The organism is Rhizobacter sp. P2_H2 (assembly GCF_056403375.1).
Genome location: NZ_JBFUFP010000537.1, coordinates 1 through 3,684, shown reverse-complemented (window position 1 = coordinate 3,684; position 3,684 = coordinate 1). Strand labels below are relative to the sequence as shown.

Below are 3,684 nucleotides of genomic sequence, written 5' to 3'. Positions count from 1 at the left end.
GTTCGTGCCCATCACGTCGTAGTCGGCAAAGCCCGTGTAGGTCGCGGTCAGTTCGCGGCCGGCACGGATTTCACCGAAGTTGCCGAGCAGGCTGACGGTCGAACGACGGTGCCAGAAACGGTTCGTGCCGTTGCTGGTGGTGCCGCCGTTGCCCGAGTCGGCAGCGAAGCTCGTTTCCAGCCAGAAGCCAGCCTTCAGGCCGCCACCCAGGTCTTCGACACCGCGGAAGCCCAGACGGCTGCTGTTGAGGCCGTCGGTGCTCAGCGACTTGACCTTCAGGTCACCGTTCTTGGTGTAGCGGGCGTTGACGTCGACGATGCCGAACAGCGTGACCGACGATTGCGCCGAAGCTGCACCGGCAAACGCGCCCAGAGCTGCGAGAACGAGTAGAGATTTTTTCATTGCGACGATCTCCTAAGTTGAACAAGAGGTCCCGGTCACCAGAATCCCCGCCGGGGACAGACCGAGCCAACCTCCTCAGTGGAAGTTGGCGTATTGCACCAGAGCGCGGCATGTAAGCAAAGGCTCGTGGCGCTGCATTGGGGGCTTGTGTTGTCTGAGCACAACGTGCACGGAATCGACACGAAAGCGTGCTTGCTGCGCTGGCGCATGCCGGCGCGGACGCCTGTTCGGTATCCTGCGCACATGCCTTCCATCGCACCTCCCGGCCGCTCGCTCTCGCGTCTCGATCACTGGCTGGGCGCAGCCGACAGCGCCCTCAGGACCCTCGCCGCGCCGACACCCGGCGCCGCCTCCAAGCCCACGCCGGCCCGCACGCTGCCGGCCCTCACGCGTGCCGAACAGCAGCTGTCCGGCGCCTTGATGCGCGTCAACCACGTCGGCGAGGTCTGCGCCCAGGCGCTCTACCAGGCGCAGGCGCTGACGGCGCGCGATCCGGCGTTGCGCGCGCACTGCGAATCGGCGGCGCGCGAGGAGGCCGACCACCTGTCGTGGACGCACCAGCGGCTCGTCGAATTGCAGACCCACCGCAGCCTGCTGAACCCGCTGTGGTACGCCGGCGCCTTCGGCATCGGCTGGGCGGCCGGCCTGGCGGGCGACCGCATCAGCCTGGGCTTCATCGTCGAGACCGAACGCCAGGTCGAGGCGCACCTGGCCGGCCACGACGAGCAATTGCCCGCCGCCGACGACGCGTCGCGTGCCATCGTGCAGCAGATGAAGGACGACGAAGCCCGCCACGCGGAAGACGCCAGCGCAGCTGGCGGCATCGCGCTGCCGTGGCCGGTGCGCACCGCGATGCGCCTGGCGGCCCGCGTCATGACGGCCACCGCGCACCGCATCTGACGGGCTCCGACGACGATCAGGCGTCGACGATCTCGAAGCTGGTCGTGATCTCGGCCGTCTTCGCCAGCATGATGGTGGCCGAGCAATACTTGTCGTGCGACATCTGGATCGCCCGCTCGACCGCCTGCGCCGGCAAGCCCTTGCCGCTGACGGTGAAGTGCAGGTGGATTTTCGTGAAGACCTTCGGGTCGGCCGGCGCCCGCTCGGCCTGCATCTTCACCTGGCAGCCGGTCACCTCGTGGCGGCCGCGCTTCAGGATCAGCACCACGTCGTAGGCGGTGCAGCCGCCAGTGCCGGCGAGCACCGTCTCCATCGGGCGCGGCGCGAGGTTGCGGCCGCCGCCGTCGGGCGCGCCGTCCATCAGCAGSACATGGCCGCTGCCGGTCTCGGCCACCATGCCCATCCCGGTCGCGGGCATCCAGTTGATCGTGCATTCCATCGTCTGACTCCAGGCCTTCGCAAAACCGCCACATCCGCCGCAACGGGCGACCGGCATTGTGCATCCCGTCACAACCCCACGCCCGGCAGCGTCGCCGAAGCCCCTCGCCCATATTGCGGCGCAACATGACTGCAGCTACACTCGCGCAATCGATGTCTTCCGGGACATCACCGTTTGTCTCCTCCACCTCCTCCATTGGTGGATTCAGCCCAAGTCAGCAATGACTTGGGCTTTTTTCTGCCTGCGCGGTTGGTGGTCACTGACGACGTATCATCCGGCGCCCCCAGAACAACCCCTCCGAGGAGTCTCCCGATGGCCGGCGCCGCTCGTCCGAAAACATCGCGCCCCGCGCCCGCCAGAGCCGCCGGCTCGCCGCTCGGCCTGTCCGATTACCTGCAGAAGATCCTGACGGCCAAGGTCTACGACGTGGCCGACGAGACGCCGCTCGAGGCCGCACGCAGCCTCTCGAAGCGCGTCGGCAACCAGGTGCTGCTCAAGCGCGAGGACAGCCAGCCGGTATTCAGCTTCAAGCTGCGCGGCGCCTACAACAAGATGGCCCACCTGGACAGCGTGGCGCTGAAGCGCGGCGTGATCTGCGCCTCGGCCGGCAACCATGCGCAGGGCGTGGCGCTCGGCGCCCACAAGCTCGGCTGCCAGGCCGTCGTCGTGATGCCCGTGACGACGCCGCGCGTGAAGATCGACGCGGTGCGCGCCCTCGGCGGCGAGGTCGTGCTGCACGGTGACAGCTACTCCGACGCCTACGTGCACGCGCTGGAACTCGAGAAGGCCCGCGGCCTCACCTTCGTGCACCCGTTCGACGACCCCGACGTGATCGCCGGCCAGGGCACCATCGCGATGGAGATCCTGCGCCAGCACCAGGGTCCGATCGACGCGGTGTTCGTCGCGATCGGCGGCGGCGGCCTRATCGCCGGCATCGCCGCGTACATCAAGGCGGTGCGGCCCGAGATCAAGGTGATCGGCGTGCAGACGTCCGACTCCGACGCGATGGTGCGCTCGGTCAAGGCCGGCAAGCGCGTGCAGCTGAGCGACGTCGGCCTGTTCTCGGACGGCACGGCCGTCAAGCTGGTCGGCGAAGAGACCTTCCGGCTGACGCGCGAGCTGGTCGACGACTTCGTGCTCGTCGACACCGACGCGGCCTGCGCCGCCATCAAGGACGTGTTCCAGGACACCCGCAGCATCCTCGAGCCGGCCGGCGCGCTCGGCGTGGCGGCCATCAAGCAGTACGCCGAGACGCACAAGCTGAAGGGTCGCACGCTGGTCGCGATCACCACCGGCGCGAACATGAACTTCGACCGGCTGCGCTTCGTCGCGGAGCGCGCCGAGGTCGGCGAGGAGCGCGAGGCGCTGTTCGCGGTGACGATCCCCGAGGAGCACGGCAGCTTCCGCCGCCTGTGCGAGCTGATCGGCGCGCGCAGCGTCACCGAGTTCAACTACCGCATCTCGGATGCGAACCAGGCGCATGTGTTCGTCGGCCTGGCCACCAGCAACCGCGGCGAGTCGGCGAAGATCGCGCGCAGCTTCGGCAAGCACGGCTTCGACACCATCGACCTGACCGACGACGAACTGGCCAAGCAGCATGTGCGCCACATGGTGGGCGGGCGCAGCGAACTCGCGCGCGAGGAGCGGCTGTACCGCTTCGTGTTTCCCGAACGCCCGGGCGCGCTGATGCGCTTCCTGTCGTCGATGCACCCGGACTGGAACATCAGCCTGTTCCACTACCGCAACCAGGGCGCCGACTACGGCCGCATCCTGGTCGGCATCCAGGTGCCGCGCGGTGACAAGAAGGCCTTCAAGGCGTTCCTCGAAGGCCTCGCCTACCCGTGTGTCGACGAAACCGACAACCCGGTCTACCGGCTGTTCCTGCGCTGACACCCATCGTGTGCACGGACACCACCCAGCTTAGGGATGACACACCATTGCCG

The 3,684-nt window shown here is 67.8% G+C and carries 4 protein-coding genes; 2 read left to right on the top strand and 2 right to left on the bottom strand.

Features of this window, described 5'->3' with window-relative positions; translation table 11 throughout:
• On the bottom strand, positions 1-402 hold a 402-nt coding region (locus tag AC1D15_RS21970), incomplete at its 3' end, for a porin (RefSeq protein ID WP_477827636.1).
• Between the two features lie 243 nt (positions 403-645).
• On the opposite strand from AC1D15_RS21970, the gene coq7 reads away from it, so the two are divergent.
• Entirely contained in the window at positions 646-1,302 is a 657-nt protein-coding gene (coq7, locus tag AC1D15_RS21965; RefSeq protein WP_465110947.1) for a 2-polyprenyl-3-methyl-6-methoxy-1,4-benzoquinone monooxygenase, read from the top strand.
• A 16-nt stretch (positions 1,303-1,318) separates the two neighbouring features.
• Here coq7 and AC1D15_RS21960 read toward each other — a convergent pair whose 3' ends face one another.
• Positions 1,319-1,741 (bottom strand): OsmC family protein, encoded by a 423-nt coding sequence (locus AC1D15_RS21960; RefSeq protein WP_047500236.1) that lies wholly within the window; start codon positions 1,739-1,741, stop codon positions 1,319-1,321.
• Positions 1,742-2,053: 312 nt separating this feature from the next.
• Here AC1D15_RS21960 and ilvA point away from each other — a divergent pair, with 312 nt between their 5' ends.
• Positions 2,054-3,631: a threonine ammonia-lyase, biosynthetic gene (gene ilvA / locus AC1D15_RS21955; RefSeq protein ID WP_465110946.1), complete on the top strand. Its 1,578-nt coding sequence runs from the start codon at positions 2,054-2,056 to the stop codon at positions 3,629-3,631.
• Positions 3,632-3,684: the final 53 nt, after the last annotated feature.